Below are 16,847 nucleotides of genomic sequence, written 5' to 3'. Positions count from 1 at the left end.
ATTTGCAGCGCTTTGCGACAAGAGAACATGGATATTTCGATGATAATATCTTAAAGACAATAAAAGACGAATGTGTAAAGTACAATGCCATGATGTACGAATAAGGCCTTAAGGCACTCGAATTAATGAGTGATTACCAGAGAATGATTAATAGGTTAAAAAGAACCCGCAAATATCCCAATGGCATCAATAAAAAGGATAATGACCCTTTTAAAGGATTCTATGAGTTAAATTAATGGAGCCTTTAAAAAAACAATAAAGGAATTTGATGATGGTTTTAAGAAAGATGGCGTTCATCGAGATCCTGCAAACTTAATACAATCGTTTAACGAAAAAATGAAAATAGGCGGATTACGGGCATTTGAAGTAAAAATAGTTCCTTTAATTAGAAACCCAAGATGACGAGTGTAAACCTTCGAGCAAAATTAATAATTTTTTTTAAGGAGTGTATGTTGTAAATGGGTAGAAGTCGTCGAATCTATTTAATTTTAATGCTGTTAGGTTCATTAATTCTCTCAGCATGCAGTCAAAAACAATATGATTTAATAGTGAATGATACTGAAGAGGCTAATGTCGAGCAGCTTAAAGAAAAAGAAGATAAAGAGCAACCGAACAAAACGATAGATGAATTATTGGCCGAGCTTCCAGAACCCACATTGACAGAAACAGAATTTATCCATGCATCTAAAGGGATTTATGCTGGGAAAAAATATGAAAATTTATCAGAGGAAGAAAAAAGTAAAATATTAAATATTTTTAAGGAGCTGCCTGCTCTTGGGGAAACCCCATCCGATCAAGAGATTGAGCTTTATTGGAGAAAGGCATTATCCCTTTTTCACGAGGATTATCCAAGCCCAGAAGATGTACTAGACAAGGTGGCAATCGAAGCATTAGGTAATCCGAATTTTGATGATGAAGAAAACATATTTAAAGAACAGTTAAATGTACAAATTCTGCTGGATTCAAGCGGAAGTATGGGCAAGATCATTGATGGAAAGACAATGATGAATATTGCAAAGGATTCTATTAAGGAATTTGCAGCCTCGTTGCCGGAAGGAGCAAATATTGCTCTTAGAGTTTACGGTCATAAGGGAAGCGGATCTAATCAAGATAAAGAAATATCATGTAAAAGTAATGAGCTTGTTTACGAGCTTGGTACATATGATGCCGACGTATTAAAAAATTCGTTAAACCAAATTAAACCAGCAGGCTGGACACCCCTGGCGAAGGCAATAGAAGAAGCGAAAAAAGATTTATCATCATATAAAAGTGATAATAATACAAATATTATTTATATCGTAAGTGACGGGGTAGAGACTTGTGGCGGGGATCCTGTTACAGAGGCTAAGAAACTAGCAGAGTCTGATATTCAGCCTATTGTAAATGTAATTGGCTTTGATTTAGATGCGGAGGGGCAGCAGCAGTTAAAGGATGTTGCCGCTGCGTCTAAAGGGATTTATAGTGATGCAAGGAATGGACAGGAATTAAAGAAAGAACTGCAAAGGGCAGAAACTATGGCAAGAAAATGGGAAGAGTGGAAAACGGACGCTATTAATAATGTTAATTCAAACAAATACGATCAATTTCTTAAAAATATACCATCGTTTAGCATTGATTGGAGTAGAGCAAATAATAATGAAGATATGAATATTCTTCATCTTTTCAGTGATCTAAGGGATCATGAGCAAATTAGCGCAGAAGCGCGCCAGCGATTATCTGATAAACGTAGGGAAAGATATAGTTTAGCTATAGAAATTGGAAAACAAATAGAGAAAGAATTGAGAAAACTTACGGAAGAATACTCTGAGAATGTGATAAACGAAATTATTCAAAAGTATGAAACCCAAGTTGACAGAAAGAATCCATAGTTCCAGTTCTTTAACCAAAATATCGGAATTATTTATTAGCGTATATCCCTTTTACCGGTAGGAATCACCTATCGGTTTTTTGTTTTTACAGAAAAAGTAATCCTTTAGTCATATCATCTATGTAAAAAAGAGGAATTTATCCTTAGGAACTAAACCCTTGGTAAAACGTAAATTTAACTGTATACAACCGGTTTATTTTAATAACCTTAATGATAAATTTGGAGGCAGAGCAATGAATAGGAAAATTAATTTTTTTACGATTTTATTTAGTTTTTTAAGCTCCTTTTTGATCCTTTCAGCTTGCAGCGATGCTAGTCCAAGTGATTCAGAGACGAAAGCTCCTAAAAAGGAAGAAAATAAATATGAAAAGCTGGCAGAGGAAAAAAATAAGGAAATTGAATTCGAACCAATTGAGCTGTCTTCTTATAGTGAAGAGATTGGTGTAACCTTTAAAAACCCTGAACATAAGAAATTTGCTGTTAATGGGGTAGTGATGGTTGAAGGGGAAATTGAAAAGCACACTCTTTTAAAATCGGATTATGCTTGGATCAAAGTTTACTCTAAAGATAGAGGCCCTGCGGGAGATAAGCATGAATACTTCACTCCTATTGAAGAGGGGAAATTTAAGCAGGCCATTCACTTTTTTAATGGAGAAGGAGAATACCGCATAACTGTTCAACTCCCGAGTACAGACCGAGATAATTATTTTTATGATACAGCTGAATTTGAAGTATTTAATGTGAATCCTGATCTTCAGCGGGATCTCACGTATACAAAGTTTGGCCGAGAAGCAGATTTAGCAGTAAATTTAGATTCGAGCTATGTGGAGGAAGAAGAGATTTTTCAGTTAAAAGGCAAGGCAGGCAAATTGACTGATAGTGATACCTTAATGATTACACTCCATAAAGATTCAGAAACATGGAAGCATGTCATTTCAATAAAAGATGGGAAATTCTCATATGATGTCCCTTTATTTTATGGGGAAGGCGTACATGAGCTTGAAGTGTTAGTTCCTGACAAAGAACGGGAGAATTATTACCAAACGGCCACAACAATTTTAATAGATAACAAGTCTGACCGTGTAATGCAGCCAATCGAGTTTTCGAAGACGTATATAGAGCGGGGAGTTTCACTGGAGTATCCACTATTTGGAGGTGAAGAGTCAGATGGGATTTTTAATGTTAAAGGTTCCATTGACCCTAAAGCTGAGTTTGCAGCGGAAACCACACATATTTACATCACATCAAAAAAGGGTGAGGATGAAGCATTAGATGTCATCCCTGTTAAGAATTTTAAGTTCGATGACTCGTTTTATTTACGATTTGGTCCAGGTACATATGATATTACGGTAAGCGTACCTGAAATTAAAGAGGAGAACAGTGATTACTTCCGATACTTTGGTTTTGCGCAGTTCGAGGTAGAATCCAAAGCTCTTAAAGATGAACGGGATCTTCTTCCTTCCAGAGGAATACAATCAGATGCACCTGAAATGAAAGAACTGGTAAAGGAGCTTACAGCAGGCATAAGTTCCGACCGAGAAAAAGCAAAGGCCATTTACGATTATGTAGCCAAGAACATCAGCTATGATGTCGCAAAATATGAGAATGATGAATTCGAGTGGGATGACAGTGCCTTAAAAACACTGCAGCTTAAAACAGGAGTTTGCCAAGATTATGCTTACTTAACAGTTGCACTCCTAAGGGCAAGTCAAATCGAAGCTAGAATGATTGAAGGAAGGGCAGGACAATTCTGGCCAGGGAAGCATGCATGGGTGGAAGCTAATATCGATGGCAGCTGGCTAATCATGGACCCAACATGGGGATCAGGATATTTACAAGATGGCAAATTTGTTCCTAAATTTACTGACACATACTTTGATCCGGATATGGAGCAATTTAATAAAACTCATACACGTACGGGAGTGATTTATTAAAGCATGCTGAAAAGGGAAAATAAAAGTGTTGTATCTTCCCCAATTAGTAGGAGTAAGCTGAAAAAGGGAAAATAAAAGTGTTGTATCTTCCCGAATTAGTAGGAGTAAGCTGAAAAAAGGAAAATAAAAGTGTTGTATCTTCCCAAATTAGCAGGAGCAAGTTGAAAAAGGGAAAATAAAAGTGTTGTATCTTCCCAAATTAGCGGGAGCAAGCTGAAAAAGGGAAAATAAAAGTGTTGTATCTTCCCGAATTAGTAGGAGTAAGCTGAAAAAGGGAAAATAAAAGTATTGTATCTTCCCAAATTAGCGGGAGCAAGCTGAAAAAGGGAAAATAGAAGTGTTGTATCTTCCCGAATTAGCAGGAGCAAGTTGAAAAAGGGAAAATACAATGATCTTCGAAATGACTACTTTAGATCCATAAGGACGAAAAAAGAAGCAGAGGCAAAAAGGGCAGCTGATGAAATTTATGCAAAAGTGAAAGCATGGCAGGATAAGTTGTATAAAGAACTGGAAAAGAAGTAAGGTCAAAAAACCTTGAAGGAGACCAAAGCCCTTCAAGGTTTTTTACATAGTTTAGGAATTTTTTTCTTCCACATATCGTCATTATAATGTCTAAAACGCACCAGCGCCGCCTCCGCCGCCTGATCCTCCACTCGATCCGTTTCCTGATGATCCACTTGAATTGTACGAAGAGTATCTGTGGTAATAATAATGATGCGGATAGCTAAAAATATCTGCGGTTTCTGAAGAGATTTTAAAAATCGGCGAGAAACCTTCTGCACTCTCAGAAAATGAAGAAGTATATCGGTATTTTAATTCAATAAATAGATTTAGAGAAAGGGCATGCTGAAACCACTTATCTGAATTAGTTACTTTGAATGTAAATTGTCCGGTCGCAATCGTTTTTCTAAATGCCTTTATGCCCTTATAAAAGGGTACAGCCTTCAAAGTAATATCATATACCGGTACGATAAAGGCAATCATGATGCAGGCAGCTGAGAAAATCGCATACATGTCTGAAATTTCAAAGGTAAACAGACCGGTAGCTAGGGAACCTGCTAATAAATAGATGGAGAGAGCTGAACGTTTATGTCTCTTTAGAAAATAAACAGCTCCACCAGCTAATAAAAGCAAAACAATAAGGAGCATATCAAATAGATCTGCCTTGCCCATCCAGGTACTTAACAGAGAATAAGCAATCCATAGGGGAATACCCAATCTGACAAACCACTTTCTAATAGGATTGACTCTCACATATTTCTTTATCTCCGAATCTGCTAAAACAGTCTCTTTCCACTTCTTAAAAGTACTGTGGAATGCTGCTTCCGCTTGTTTATATTCCTCTTCTAATCGCCAATTTTTCTGTTTTTCTGTTTTGGTTGGAAAGGGGAGATCGTCTAAGGAAAAAACTCTTTGGCCTGAATCCACTGTGACAAAAAGCCAATCAATTAAGTCTTGTTCGTATTGGGTCAGTTTTTGTCCGTGTTTAAGCAGAGTAAAACGATATGTGTAATCGGGGGCTTCCTCGTCCTCCAAGTAAGCGGGCCTGGCTGTCTCTTGCCCTATGGAAATAATCCCTTTTTGGTATAGTCGAAAAAGAGCACTAATGATGTCACTGTGCTGCAGTTTGCCTTTGCGGTAAAGATTTGCCAAGATGAAGGAGTCTAACTTTTCAAGCTCTTCCACAGGTAAACCTCTATGAAATAGCCGGATAATTCTTCTCGGGTAAAAAACTGTAACCAACAGTAAAGAGAAAACAGTGATAAACAGGATCACATCGATTCCATCTACAATTGGACTTACAGCTGTTCTCTTTTCAAACCACTTTTGATATTTCTCTTCCTCTAATAAGAATTCTTCAAGCTTAGAAACCTCTTCTGTGAACCTCGCATTCTTTAAGTAATCCTCTGGAAACAAAAAACGGAGTTCTGCCGTCTTTCCAGCAGGCAGCAGTTCATTCATATAAATGATGCCGTCTTGTTTCGACTTTTCAAGACTGCCGCCCGTTAAGTCATGTAAAAAAGCATAGCCTTTTAATGTCCTATCCGAGTCGTTATATAAGGTCATTCGAATGGTTATATGATGCAAATCAGATTCATTCATTTCATCAAAAAAACGCCAGTAAAATTGTCCAGTATCTTTATATTTTGTCACGGCACCTTTAATCAAATAACGATAAAAAACCTTCTTTGTCTCATCCTTAGAGGCGGTGTGAATTTTAAAAGTTAAGTTTTCTCTTTCCACCTTAAGAGGTTTAAAGGACCCCGAATCATAACTTAATAGGTTTGTACTTGGCGGTGCAAGATATCCCTCAAAAAATTGAATTCCCTGATGATCATCGACACCAATGGTCCGAGTTGTACCATTAAATTGCCCTTCAAATTCGTAAGTGAAAAGCTCTTCAACATATAAATCGCCATTATCTAGAATAAATGCATGGATATCTACCTGATTAATTAAGAAGGATTTTGCTGCCACTTGTGCAGAATGAGAGAAGAACAAAATAATAATCGAAGTCAATACGGTTATAGTGAACTTTTTCAATGAATCCCTCCTTCTAATTGTCTAATTTTATTATGATCATTATACAGTATGGACTTATGATGTTCTCCGCATTTTCCTGTATTGGATTTCATTTGATTCTTTATCCCTGGTTAAGGAAATGATTTCCTTTCCTTTATCCTATCTCCCGAAATAGGACATTTATTACAAAAATCCTGTTTCTACCATAATTAGCCTAAAAAGTATACATTTGCAGTAATATTAAAGGTGCGCAAAAGAATAGTCCGAATTTCACAGAATCTATTACGCAGCCTAAAACGTAAATAAATGAAATCGTTAAAAAATGATTGAGGTGAATATAATTGAAACGGACCATAGCATTGTTTAGTGTTTTATTATTATTCCTTACTGGGTGTTCCGACAAAAAAGAGGTAAGCGAGGAAACACCAGAAGTAGAAAATGAGACAGTACCGCAAGAGAAAGAAAAGGAAGAAGAACATAAAGAGGTGGAAGTAAAGGGGGAGGTGTCCCTAACGGAAATTGAATCCCTGAAAATTCCAGAAACACTTGAAGATTTAGCTAATTCAACTCAGGTCAATTAACGAAAGAGTTTACATATGATAAAGAAACTGCCTCTTGGCCAAGTATAAACTCGCTGAAAGAAATTAAAGATGAATTGACCGTTCATTTGCAGGAAACGACAAATGAAACCAAAGATACAGAGATTCTTTTTAAATCGCTCATCTATTATTTAGGAAACAGCGCTTATAAGGATGTAGTCCAGCAATTGATGACGTTTAAGCCGCAGTTTGATGAACCATACTTGCCTGAGCCTGAGGAAGCAACAGAGCAATCGGCAACACAGGAAAAAGCTGCTAAAAAAGCAATTATCATGTTAGATGCCAGCTCCAGTATGCTTCTAAATGTAGATGGGGAACAAAAGATGAAAATTGCCAAAAGTGCTGTTCGAAGCTTTGCCAAAACCATTGGTGCAACAAGTGATGTTTCTCTCTATGTTTATGGACATGCCGGATCACAGGAAAACAAGGATAAACAATTATCCTGCTCGAAAATTGATGAGGTATATCCTTTGCAAAAATATAACGAAGAATCCTTTTTTAAAGCGGTTGATGGTGTTGAGGCAAAAGGATGGACGCCTCTAGCAGGTGCTATTCAAAAAGCGAATAGAGTAAGCCAGTCCATTGATGGGGATATCACACTGTATATTGTAAGTGACGGAGCGGAAATATGTGATGGGAATCCGGTTGAAGAGGCGAAGCGATTTGTGGAAGGTCGAGAGAATCGTAAGGTGAATATTATTGGTTTCGATGTGGATGCAAAGCAAGAGAACCAATTAAAAGCAGTAGCAGAGGCAGGGAATGGTGAATATTTTTCTGCGAAAAACACAGAAGAGCTAAAGAATACCGTTATTCAGAAATGGATCCCGCCTGGCTTCCTTGACATTATTAGCAAGCAATGGTCTTCGCCTAAAGGAACATTTGCGATTCTTTGGCAGCAAATGGATGTTGAAAAAATGTCACAGAGAATTTCTTATGCGATTAATGTAGAACAAGGAAGATTTAGAGATGCCATTGATGTGATGTATATAGAAAAAATGATTAGTGAAGAACAAAAAGATAAGTTAGTTAAAATGATCGAGGAGCAAAAAGAAAAGCTGGAACAAGTCAATGTACAATTAAAACAGCAAAAACTTAACGAAATTGATAACGAGGTTAATAGAATCGATAATAAAATTAATGATTGGGCCGAACGAATGGAAAAACTTCGTGAGGAGAGCAAAAAATAGATTTCTTTAGGAGGCAGAAATGCAATAAGGGTAGAATTGCCAACAGTCACTCTTGAAAGAGAAGAAAGATCTATTCATTTGGAAAAATAGTAGATGGACAATGGAATCTCTGAATGGAATATTCGGAGATTCTATTTTTATAGGGGCTTGCATCTTAATTACAAATGGAAAATATAGGTAAACTCCACGCCTTTTTTATTTACAGATTTGTCTATAAATGAGAATATTAATATCATCGCATTTCTAAGTACTTAGACATATGTAAATGGATTGGATAGGTGCTCAAATGTAATTGCATATATAACTTTTTTATCTGCAAAAATTGTTTTTTTCTTCTCAACTAGATCTCCTTCATAAGCATTCCATGTTATTAACATCAAAAGATAGAAGAATATTACAGGTATTTGACAAAATTTATCGAATTAATTAACGATAGGTATATGGAAAAATTAAACATAAACAATCTATTAAACTATTTACAGGAGGAAAATATGACTCGTGAATACATGCATCATACGATAGAGAAAGTTTTGGAGAATATTGAAAAGGTTATGATCGGCAAGCGCAATGTGGCAGAATTAAGCTTAATTGCCTTGCTTGCTGAAGGGCATGTTCTATTAGAAGACGTACCAGGTGTTGGAAAGACGATGATGGTACGATCCCTTGCAAAATCTGTCGGGGCTAATTTTAGAAGAATTCAATTCACACCGGACCTGCTGCCATCAGATGTAACGGGTGTTTCTATATATAATCCGAAGGAAATGGAGTTTCAATTTAGACCAGGCCCAATAATGGGGAATATCATTCTCGCCGATGAAATTAACCGTACTTCACCGAAAACCCAATCTGCATTGCTAGAGGGAATGGAAGAGAGCAGTGTCACCATTGATGGTGTGACTCATAAGCTTGATAAGCCGTTTTTCGTTATGGCTACTCAAAACCCAATTGAATACGAAGGCACTTATCCTCTACCTGAAGCTCAATTAGACCGATTTTTATTAAAAATGAAGATGGGCTATCCAGATATGGCGGAAGAAATTGAAGTATTAAACCGGGCGCAAAGAGCTAGACCTATTGACGAGCTGGAGCCTGTTATTGATTTAATGGAACTTAGAGAGTTACAGGAAAAAATTAAAGAAGTTCATGTGGATGACACGATTAAACGGTATATTGTTGATCTTGCAAACCGGACTAGAACTCATGAAAATGTTTATTTAGGAGTCAGTCCAAGGGGATCACTAGCTTTAATGAAGGCAGCGCAGGCGTACGCATTTATGTATGGAAGAGATTATGTTCTTCCAGATGATATTCAATATTTGGCTCAGGCTGTATTCGCTCACCGGATTATTTTAAAATCAGAGGCAAAGTTTGAAGGAATTACAGCTGATGAAGTAGTCGATCGCGTGATCGCAAGGACTCCAGTACCTGTTAAAAGGCTTGTGAAGTAGAATGAAAGGTTTAAAATCTACATTTAAAAAGGTATGGAAACTCATCGTTTTGTATCTCTTGATTATTATTACCTTTTCGTACGCAATGTTCCAAGGTGGGTTTGTCAGCTGGTTTTTATTTTACAGCTTTCTTCCGTTTGCGATTTATGCTTTAATTCTTTCCCTTTATAGTTTGAATCAATTCGAGGCAACGCGAGTTTTTCAGAAGCATGAATACAATGCCGGTGAAACATTAAAGGTAGAAATTAGGCTGAAAAGGAGGACGTCCTTCCCTTTATTCTATTTATTAATCGAGGATTGTCTGAGTGATCAGCTTCGTTATGCCCAAGAAAGAAACAGGGCTAAATCATTCTTGTTTCCATGGTTTAAGAAGGAAATGGTTTTGGAATTTGAAATTCATGGGTTATTAAGGGGAGAACATCATTTTCCCACGATACGGCTGAAAACTGGTGATCCGCTTGGCTTAATTGAAAAAGAAATCCATTTCCAAACGAATCAAAAAATCATGGTCTATCCAGCTTATGAAGATCTGATTTACAGGCCATTTGATAATCATTATGACCAGGGAATGACAGCTTCAAAGGAGCGAGTACAAAGGGATACTTCTATGGCCATTGGGATTAGGGAGTATCAGCCTGGAGACCGTTTTTCATGGATAAACTGGAAGGCTACAGCGAAGCGAAACGATATTATGACAAAGGAATTCGAGCAAAGACAATCCCATGATGTATTTATCTTAATGGATTGTGCACCAAGCAGCAGTTTTGAAGCGATTGTTTCCTTTTCTGCTTCCCTTGCTAGAGCAATTCTCCAGAAAGGTGCTCAGGTAGGTTTTCTTTCTTCTTCAGCTGAGAGAATCTCCATACCGATTAGAGGCGGGGAGAAACAGATGATGCAATTATTCTATCATTTGGCGAAAGTAAGAGATAATAGTCCTGTTTCGATTGATCGTGTGCTAGAAGCAGAAGGGTTTCAGCTGCAGAAAAACACTTTAATGCTAATCACCTCACAGCTGACGAGAAATGTGATTGAAAAAGCGGGGTTACTCATTTCAAAAAGCGGCACGGTGACCATTTTTATCATAAAAAACGAAATGGAATCACTTTCGCAAAATGAACTGTCACTTAAGTCTGCTGCAAATGCAAGAGGGGTTCGGGTTGTTTTAGTTCACAATGGTAACTTTAAGGCTGTCTTTTCGGAGGTGGCTCGAGCGTGAGAATTCAAAAAGGTCAAAAGGATTTAGCAACATTCTTGCTATATACATTAGGATTCCTTCTCCTATGGGAGTGGATCAGGCCAGTTGAACAATTAACTGATACATCTTATATATGGGTATTTCTCATTTTTAGCGCAGTATGTTTGTTATTTTCCTTTTTTGGAACACGAATGTTAATCAGCGGTTCCGTTAAATGGCTGTTAATGATTTATTTATTGCATTTCTTATATTTTGAAGGTCCTTTTTTTCAAACAAAATGGATAGGTGACTTTATAGCAGATTTTTGGAAAAACCTTCAGATGCTGGCGGCACAGGACTGGTCAAGTTTAACTAATTTATTTAGAAGCTTCCTGTTTTTTGTCCTACTTTGGCTAATGACGTATTTAATCCAATATTGGCTCATCGCAAGAAGACAAATGTTCATCTTCTTTTTTATGACTTTAGTCTATATTACAGTACTGGACACGTTTAGTACTTATGAAGCAGGAGCAGCCATTGTCAGAACGATTATTTCCGGATTTGCGATCTTAGGGATGCTTACTTTTTATAGACTTACAGACAATGAAGCCATCCAAAGAAAGTCTGGGCTTTCCCGTAAATGGCTAACACCGCTTATTGTCATGATTGTCATCAGTGTGTCCTTTGGATTTGCAGCACCTAAGGCTGGACCAATATGGCCAGACCCTGTTCCGTTTATTAAATCGTATGCAAATGGAAGCGGAAATGAGGGTGGAGGGGTCCAAAAGATTGGCTATGGCCTGGACGATTCTGAGCTTGGCGGCCCATTTGTCGGTGATAATCAGCTTGTGTTTCGTGCAGAAGTTGAATCACGACAATATTGGAAGGTAGAAACAAAGGATGTGTATACCGGAAAAGGATGGGTTACTTCCGGTCCTAGAGACGTAATGACTTCATTTCGTCCAGAGGATGAGGTACCAATTACATCTTTTCTAGATAGTGAAGGTATCAAAAAGGCTGAAGAAACGGCCAATATTAATTCATTAATGGACTATCGTCATATTGTCTATCCTCTAGGTATTAAAAAAGTCGAGACGCCTTTATATACTTGGAGTTCTTTCGAAATAGAAAATATCACCGAAAAAATTAATACATTTTCAGACGGAAGGCCAGTTGCGTTTTTAAACTATTCGGTTGTGTATGATGTGCCTAAATATAGTGTGACGGCTCTCATGGAAGCTAGTTCTGAAGGGGGAAATTTGCTCAGTAATGATTTCGTTCATAGATATACACAGCTGCCTAATGATCTTCCTTTAAGGGTCCGAGAATTAGCGCTGTCCATTACAGAGGGCAAGAAAACCTGGTTTGAACAAGTACGGGAGATTGAGTCATATTTTAAAAAGAATGGTTATGTATATGATCAAAAAGATGTAGCTGTCCCAAGTGCTGAGGATGATTATGTGGATCAGTTCCTGTTTGATACAAAACGCGGGTATTGCGACAACTTCTCTTCTTCTATGGTTGTGCTTGTTAGATCGCTTGGTATACCGGCAAGATGGGTAAAAGGGTATACGGAGGGTGATTTTAAAGGGCTAGGCGAAAATAGCCGCCGGATTTTTGAAGTTACGAATAATAATGCTCATTCATGGGTAGAAGTGTATTTCCCGAATATAGGATGGGTTCCGTTTGAGCCTACTCAAGGCTTCTCGAATAATGTTCAGTTTAATTTTGATCAGCCATCACAAACGAATACTCAAACTCAAACGAATCAGCCAAAACCGGAAGAACAAGAAAAGCCGGAACTTGCCGAGGAAAAAACAGAAAAAGCGGCTTCATCGTTTTCGTTCAAACAGCTTACTCAGTCTGTTAAAGGATTCGTTGGAAAAACATGGAGGTGGGTTTTAGGGTCAATTATCACAATAGCTCTAGTAGTCAGCCTTGTTTACCGTTCTCGTGGCAAATGGCTTCCGTATTACTTAGCATTAAGATTTAAATGGACAAGAAAGGACGATAATTTTCCAAAGGCTTATATGCTTTTACTAGGTGAGCTGCAGCGCTATGGTTTACATCGGAAGGAAGGACAAACTCTCCGTGACTATGCGCAATACGTTGATCGTTTCTTCTCTACAAGTGAAATGAGCCGATTAACTGCACGTTATGAAAAGTTACTCTATCGAGGGGAAATCGCAGAAGGCAGCTGGAAAGAAACGAAAGAATTGTGGGAAAATTTAATTAAAAAAACAATAGCTTGACCGAAAAAATAATCTGTTGATACAATAGGTTCATTAATCTGCGACAAATATTTTGGAGTTACTCAAGAATAAAAAAATTGAATGTAAACCTTCATATATCCTCGATAATATGGTTCGAAAGTCTCTACCAGATCACCGTAAATGATTTGACTATGAAGGCAGATATTTCTATGCTTTTTCGTGTTTTTTGAAACCAGAATGTCTGCCTTCGCCAATTTCGGGGGAGCAGATTCTGGTTTTTTATTTTTTATTGCTGCATCGTTTTATAAATTGTATTTGCGTTAATTTTTATGTAATAGAGAACACTATTCATATTAAATGGTGTTTAATTTAACTAATGGGGTGAACAGCTTGACGGCGAAACTAGAAGGACAAGAAATGATCGTTGTATTAGATTTTGGTAGTCAGTACAATCAGTTAATTACACGCAGAATTAGAGAATTTGGTGTGTATAGTGAATTACACCCTCATACAATTACAGCTGAGGAAATTAAGGAAATGAATCCGAAAGGGATTATTTTCTCTGGCGGTCCGAACAGTGTATATGAAGAGGGAGCTTTCCGTTGCGATGAGAAAATTTTCGAGCTTGGTTTGCCTATTTTCGGAATTTGCTATGGAATGCAGTTAATGACTATGCATTTCGACGGTAAGGTTGAAAAGGCCAAAAACCGTGAGTATGGTAAGGCTGAGCTGAAAATTGAAAACGAATCAAAGCTTTTTGCTAATCTTCCTTCTGTTCAAACAGTTTGGATGAGCCATGGAGATTTAGTAGTCGAAGCTCCAAATGGATTTACAGTAGATGGAGTGAATCCATCATGTCCAATTGCTGCAATGAGCAATGAAGAGCGCGGGATGTATGCAGTTCAATTCCACCCAGAGGTTCTTCATTCAGTTTACGGAAATGATATTTTGAAGAATTTCGTATTCGGTGTTTGCGGGTGCAAAGGCGACTGGTCAATGGGGAATTTTATTGAAGTAGAAATGGAAAAGATTCGTCAATTGGTTGGCGATAAAAAAGTTCTTTGTGCATTGAGCGGCGGTGTTGATTCTTCGGTTGTTGCTGTTCTTATCCATAAAGCGATCGGTGATCAGCTAACATGTATTTTCGTTGATCATGGCTTGCTTCGCAAAGGGGAAGCAGAAGGTGTAATGAAAACATTTGCTGAAGGCTTCCATATGAATGTCATTAAAGTAGATGCACAAGAACGCTTCTTAAATAAATTAAGTGGTGTGTCTGATCCAGAACAAAAACGTAAAATTATTGGTAATGAGTTCATTTATGTATTCGATGATGAAGCTGCAAAGCTTGAAGGCATTGAGTTTTTAGCACAAGGAACTCTTTACACAGATATTATTGAAAGTGGAACAGCTACTGCTCAAACAATCAAGTCTCATCACAATGTAGGTGGTCTTCCTGAGGATATGCAATTTAAGCTTATCGAGCCGTTAAACACATTATTTAAAGATGAAGTGCGTGCACTAGGAACAGAGCTTGGAATTCCAGATGAAATTGTTTGGAGACAGCCATTCCCGGGCCCAGGCTTAGGAATCCGTGTTTTAGGAGAAATTACGGATGAAAAGCTTGAAATTGTTCGTGAATCTGATTATATTTTGCGTGAAGAAATTAAAAAAGCTGGCTTAGATCGTGATATTTGGCAGTATTTCACTGTGTTGCCTAACATCAGAAGTGTAGGGGTTATGGGCGATGCCCGTACTTATGATTACACAATTGGTATCCGTGCCGTTACTTCAATTGACGGTATGACTTCAGACTGGGCTAGAATTCCATGGGATGTTCTTGAGGTCATCTCATCAAGAATAGTTAATGAAGTTAGTCATGTTAACCGCGTTGTGTATGATATTACAAGCAAGCCACCTGCTACAATTGAGTGGGAATAAGGAAAAACATAAAATATACGAACAATACAAAAAGTGAACATGAAAATGTTCGCTTTTTGTATTGACGGACTTTTGTCCTGCTGTTACAATAAAAAAGTAAATTAAATATATGTTTTTTACATCGTATAATTCTGGAAATATGGTCCAGAAGTTTCTACCGAGCTACCGATAATAGCTTGACTACGAGGTAAGTGTCTTTCATTTATACGAGGATTGATTACTGTTTTTATGTTTACTTTTTATTTCCTCTGTTAATGATTGGCCCATACTTTGTCGTCAACGCTCTAGTTATCAGCTAGGGCGTATTTTTGTTTTAGTTAGTAAAAAACTAGTAACAAACTTCTAGGGGGAAGAAAGATGAAAAAGTATTTCCAGTTTGAAGAACTTGGAACAAATTATCGCCGTGAAATATTAGGTGGTTTCACTACATTTCTAGCGATGGCATATATTTTGGTTGTTAATCCAATGACGCTAACTCTTCAATCTGTAACAGACTATCCAGAGGCGCTGAGAATGGATTATGGTGCAGTATTCGTTGCTACTGCTCTATCTGCTGTTATTGGTTCGATTATTATGGGATTAGTGGCAAGGTATCCTTTGAGTCTTGCGCCTGGTCTTGGACTTAATGCGTTTTTTGCTTATACGGTAGTACTTGTTAATGGAAGCCCTTGGCAGCATGCACTTGCAGCAGTTTTTATTTCAGGCGTATTCTTCTTACTTTTAACACTAACAGGACTTCGTGAAAAATTAATAAATGCTATTCCAATTGAGCTGAAATTAGCGGTTGGAGCGGGAATTGGATTATTTATCGCATTCATCGGAATGCAAAGTGCTGGGATTATCGTAAATAATGATGCTACTCTTGTAGGTTTAGGGGATTTTACGAACGGTAATACACTATTAGCGATCTTTGGATTAATCGTAACGATTATCTTGATGGTGAAGGGTGTCAAGGCCGGAGTATTTTATGGAATGATCATCACTTCTATTGTTGGTATGATTTTCGGATTAATTGATGTTCCTCATAAAATTGTAGACAAGGTTCCAAGTATTGAACCAACGTTTGGCGCTTTATTTTCTTCTTTTGGAGACAGTTCATTTTATACAACAACAATGCTTGGAGTCATCTTAACGTTTTTATTCGTTGATTTCTTCGATAATGCAGGAACTTTAGTTGCAGTTGCGAACCAAGCTGGATTTGTAAAAGATAATAAATTACCACGTGCAGGTAAAGCATTGATTTCTGATTCAATTGCTACTATTTCTGGATCAATTCTTGGAACATCAACAGTAACTTCTTTTGTAGAATCAACTGCTGGGGTTGCGGCTGGGGCAAGAACGGGATTTGCATCACTTGTAACTGCAGCGCTATTTATTCTTTCTTTATTCTTCTTCCCAGTATTATCAGTTATTACTGCACCGGTTACAGCGCCTGCATTAATAATCGTTGGGATATTGATGGTTTCATCTTTAGGAAAAATTGATTGGTCGAAATTTGAGATTGCAGTACCAGCGTTTTTTACAATGGTTGCGATGCCTCTTACTTATAGTATTGCAACAGGTATTGCAGTTGGATTTATCTTTTATCCAATTACAATGATTGTAAAAGGACGTGCAAAAGATATTCATCCAATCATGTATTTCTTCTTTGTTATATTTGTCTTATATTTCATTTTCTTAAAGTAATGTAGTGAACGGAGATCTAATAGGGTCTCCGTTTTTTATTGTTAGGAGCATTTAATAAAGTGGAAAAAAGACAGCTTAAATTTTGGGTTGACTCAAAAAGTGTAAGGTGTTATTATATAAAAACAGTCGTTAAACGAGGTAATATTTTAGAAGTGAAAAAGTTATTGACTTAGCGATTGAGAAATGATATATTAATAAAGTCGCCTTTGGACGGCGTAATAGTTCTTTGAAAACTAAACAAAGCAGAAACGTCAACGTTTTAGTCTTTTTACTTAAAA

General features: G+C 37.3%; 11 protein-coding genes and 2 riboswitches. Of the genes, 10 read left to right on the top strand and 1 reads right to left on the bottom strand.

The genetic code is table 11. The features are described 5' to 3' along the window. The first annotated feature begins 458 nt into the window (after positions 1-458). The 3 genes from H0173_RS21040 to H0173_RS21030 all read left to right on the top strand — a co-directional run bounded on the left by H0173_RS21040 (position 459) and on the right by H0173_RS21030 (position 4,323). A complete protein-coding gene (locus H0173_RS21040) occupies positions 459-1,868 on the top strand; it encodes a VWA domain-containing protein (RefSeq protein WP_221848753.1) in 1,410 nt (469 codons plus the stop codon). A 232-nt stretch (positions 1,869-2,100) separates the two neighbouring features. Further along, on the top strand, positions 2,101-3,801 hold the full coding sequence (locus H0173_RS21035; RefSeq protein ID WP_221848752.1) for a transglutaminase domain-containing protein: 1,701 nt from the start codon (positions 2,101-2,103) through the stop codon (positions 3,799-3,801). 369 nt (positions 3,802-4,170) lie between these two features. Continuing rightward, positions 4,171-4,323: a hypothetical protein gene (locus tag H0173_RS21030; RefSeq protein ID WP_221848751.1), complete on the top strand. Its 153-nt coding sequence runs from the start codon at positions 4,171-4,173 to the stop codon at positions 4,321-4,323. A 90-nt stretch (positions 4,324-4,413) separates the two neighbouring features. On the opposite strand, the gene H0173_RS21025 is transcribed toward H0173_RS21030, so the two are convergent. After that, entirely contained in the window at positions 4,414-6,345 is a 1,932-nt protein-coding gene (locus H0173_RS21025) for a DUF2207 domain-containing protein (protein ID WP_221848750.1), read from the bottom strand. Between the two features lie 320 nt (positions 6,346-6,665). On the opposite strand from H0173_RS21025, the gene H0173_RS21020 reads away from it, so the two are divergent. The 7 genes from H0173_RS21020 (at position 6,666) to H0173_RS20990 (ending at position 16,569) form a co-directional block, all read left to right on the top strand. Next, positions 6,666-6,905 (top strand): hypothetical protein, encoded by a 240-nt coding sequence (locus tag H0173_RS21020; protein ID WP_221848749.1) that lies wholly within the window; start codon positions 6,666-6,668, stop codon positions 6,903-6,905. 74 nt (positions 6,906-6,979) lie between these two features. Continuing rightward, the gene (locus tag H0173_RS21015; RefSeq protein WP_221848748.1) at positions 6,980-8,110 is read left to right on the top strand and encodes a vWA domain-containing protein; all 1,131 of its coding nucleotides are present in this window, start codon (positions 6,980-6,982) and stop codon (positions 8,108-8,110) included. Positions 8,111-8,601: 491 nt separating this feature from the next. Continuing rightward, positions 8,602-9,558, top strand: coding sequence for an AAA family ATPase (locus tag H0173_RS21010; protein WP_221848747.1), 957 nt, complete (start codon positions 8,602-8,604; stop codon positions 9,556-9,558). 1 nt (position 9,559) lies between these two features. Further along, a complete protein-coding gene (locus H0173_RS21005) occupies positions 9,560-10,774 on the top strand; it encodes a DUF58 domain-containing protein (protein ID WP_221848746.1) in 1,215 nt (404 codons plus the stop codon). Further along, the gene (locus tag H0173_RS21000) at positions 10,771-12,984 is read left to right on the top strand and encodes a transglutaminase TgpA family protein (protein WP_221848745.1); all 2,214 of its coding nucleotides are present in this window, start codon (positions 10,771-10,773) and stop codon (positions 12,982-12,984) included. Before H0173_RS21005 ends, H0173_RS21000 begins: the two co-directional genes overlap by 4 nt. A 71-nt stretch (positions 12,985-13,055) precedes the next feature. After that, positions 13,056-13,157, top strand: a riboswitch (purine riboswitch). A gap of 205 nt (positions 13,158-13,362) precedes the next feature. Then, complete coding sequence (gene guaA, locus H0173_RS20995; protein WP_221848813.1) at positions 13,363-14,883, top strand: glutamine-hydrolyzing GMP synthase; 1,521 nt, start codon at positions 13,363-13,365, stop codon at positions 14,881-14,883. 101 nt (positions 14,884-14,984) lie between these two features. Next, positions 14,985-15,086, top strand: a riboswitch (purine riboswitch). 154 nt (positions 15,087-15,240) lie between these two features. Further along, positions 15,241-16,569 carry an NCS2 family permease gene (locus H0173_RS20990; RefSeq protein ID WP_221848744.1) on the top strand — a complete coding sequence of 443 codons (1,329 nt, stop codon included), beginning with the start codon at positions 15,241-15,243 and terminating at the stop codon, positions 16,567-16,569. Positions 16,570-16,847: the final 278 nt, after the last annotated feature.

The sequence above is a fragment of the Bacillus sp. S/N-304-OC-R1 genome (genome assembly GCF_019749375.1).
In the GTDB taxonomy this organism is placed as follows: domain Bacteria; phylum Bacillota; class Bacilli; order Bacillales; family Cytobacillaceae; genus Cytobacillus.
Note: the sequence above shows the minus strand (reverse complement) of the source record. Positions and strands in the feature narration are given on the sequence as shown.

Bases quoted from the DNA above. Each gene is read 5' to 3' on its own strand.
- H0173_RS21040 (WP_221848753.1), top strand. From the start codon at position 459: ATGGGTAGAAGTCGTCGAATCTATTTAATTTTAATGCTGTTAGGTTCA.
- H0173_RS21035 (WP_221848752.1), top strand. From the start codon at position 2,101: ATGAATAGGAAAATTAATTTTTTTACGATTTTATTTAGTTTTTTAAGC.
- H0173_RS21010 (WP_221848747.1), top strand. From the start codon at position 8,602: ATGACTCGTGAATACATGCATCATACGATAGAGAAAGTTTTGGAGAAT.
- H0173_RS21005 (WP_221848746.1), top strand. From the start codon at position 9,560: ATGAAAGGTTTAAAATCTACATTTAAAAAGGTATGGAAACTCATCGTT.
- guaA (WP_221848813.1), top strand. From the start codon at position 13,363: ATGATCGTTGTATTAGATTTTGGTAGTCAGTACAATCAGTTAATTACA.
- H0173_RS20990 (WP_221848744.1), top strand. From the start codon at position 15,241: ATGAAAAAGTATTTCCAGTTTGAAGAACTTGGAACAAATTATCGCCGT.